This is a genomic window from Rhodococcus sp. (in: high G+C Gram-positive bacteria) (assembly GCF_049591685.1).
Lineage (GTDB): Bacteria > Actinomycetota > Actinomycetes > Mycobacteriales > Mycobacteriaceae > Rhodococcoides.
Genome location: NZ_JBAWFH010000263.1, coordinates 1 through 1787 on the forward strand (window position 1 = coordinate 1; position 1787 = coordinate 1787).

At 68.1% G+C, this 1787-nt stretch carries 2 protein-coding genes; both read left to right on the forward strand.

Going from position 1 to position 1787, the window contains the following annotated elements; all coding sequences use genetic code 11:
- On the forward strand, positions 1 to 897 hold an 897-nt coding region (locus tag WBQ44_RS11090; RefSeq protein WP_495566742.1), incomplete at its 5' end, for an acyl-CoA dehydrogenase family protein.
- Between the two features lie 85 nt (positions 898 to 982).
- On the forward strand, positions 983 to 1787 hold an 805-nt coding region (locus WBQ44_RS11095; protein WP_495566743.1), incomplete at its 3' end, for an acyl-CoA dehydrogenase family protein.

The window sequence follows — 1787 nt, forward strand, 5'->3', positions numbered from 1 at the left end:
CAACTGCTCTACGCCGAGGAATTGCGCCGCGCGGCAATCGAACCACCGGACCTCGTCATCGGCTGGTGGGCCGTACCGACCGTCCTCGAGCACGGCACCGACGAACAGATCGACCGATTCGCAGGGCCGACGCTGCGCGGTGAAATCACCTGGTGTCAGCTCTTCAGTGAACCCGAAGCGGGCTCCGACCTCGCGTCGCTGCGGACCACCGCCACGAAGGTCGACGGGGGGTGGACGTTGCGCGGTCACAAGATCTGGACGTCCCTGGCCCGCGAAGCGGACTGGGCGATCTGCCTCGCGCGCACCGACCGCGACGCCCCGAAACACAGTGCCATCACCTATTTCGTCCTCGACATGAGCACCCCCGGTATCCGCATCGAGCCGCTGCGCGAAATGACCGGCGACGCCGTGTTCAACGAGGTGTTTCTCGACGACGTCTTCGTCCCCGACAGCGGAGTCGTCGGCCGGGTGAACGGCGGCTGGGCCCTCGCCCGCACAACGCTCGCCAACGAGCGAGTCGCGATGAGCAGCGCGGGCAGCCTCGGAACTGCCCTCGAGGCGGTCATCGACGCCACCCGTGACGATCTCGACGTGCCGGACCGGCTCGGCCGCCTGGTCGCGGACGGGCTGGTCGGCTCACTGCTCGAATTCAGGGCAACACTGCGACGGCTCGGCGGTCAGGATCCCGGCGCCGAGTCGAGTGTCCGCAAGCTGGTTGGTGTGCGGCACCGCCAAGACCTCGCCGAGTTCGCGCTCGAGGCGTCGGGGCCGCTCGGTGCCGTCGACGGGCCGCTCGCGAAGGAGATGCTGCTGACCAGGTGCCTGTCGATCGCGGGCGGGACCACGCAGATGTTGCTGTCCGTGGCCGCCGAACGCATTCTCGGTCTGCCGCGCTGAGTGGGCCTGGTGGTTCCCCACCCGAAGTGCTAAAAATAGAACACGTTCTACCCGAATCGACTCGGTGGTAGGTAGGTGCTCACGCGTGGACTTCACTCGCAATCAACCCCAGACGACGATCGCCGACATGGTCATCGCGCTGCTCGCCCGCGAGCCGGCAGACCTGTGGTCGGCCCTGTCCGATGCCGGGGTGTTCACGATGTTGCTGCCCGAGACCGTCGGTGGTGACGGCCTCGGGATGGCAGAGGGAGCGACGGTGCTCACCGAACTGGCCAGGCGCGCCGCGGTGGGTCCGGCGCTCGCCACCATCGGCTACGGCCTCGTGCCGCTCGCACGGTTCGCGTCACACGACATCGTCGACGCGGCCGCGGTGCCGGGCGGGATTCTCACCGGGGCCATCAGTGAACCGGGCATTGCGTTCCCGGCTCGGCCCTCGACGACCACTGTCTCGAACGGGGATCGTCTACGGATCACCGGAACCAAGATCGCTGTGCCGTACGCCGAACAGGCGCACCGCATGCTCGTCGCCACTTCGTCCGGCATCGTGCTCGTCGACCCCGGCGGTGACGGTGTCCGGATGGCGGCGACGCCGTCGTCCACGGGGGATCCGGAGTACGTCGTCGAATTCGATTCGGCACCAGGGTTGTTGGTCACCGAGGACATCGCCTCCTACTACCGACTCGTCGTGGCCGCTATCGGCGCCGTCGCCGACGGACTGGCCGCGGGCGCCGCCGAATTGACGGCGAAGTACCTCGCGAGTCGGCATCAGTTCGGCAAGCCACTCGCCACGTTCCAGGCCGTCGCAGGGGAGATCGCCGACGTCTACGTCACCGCCCGCACGGTTCACGTCGCCGCGGTCGCCTGCGTCTGGCAGGCGGACCGAGATCGAC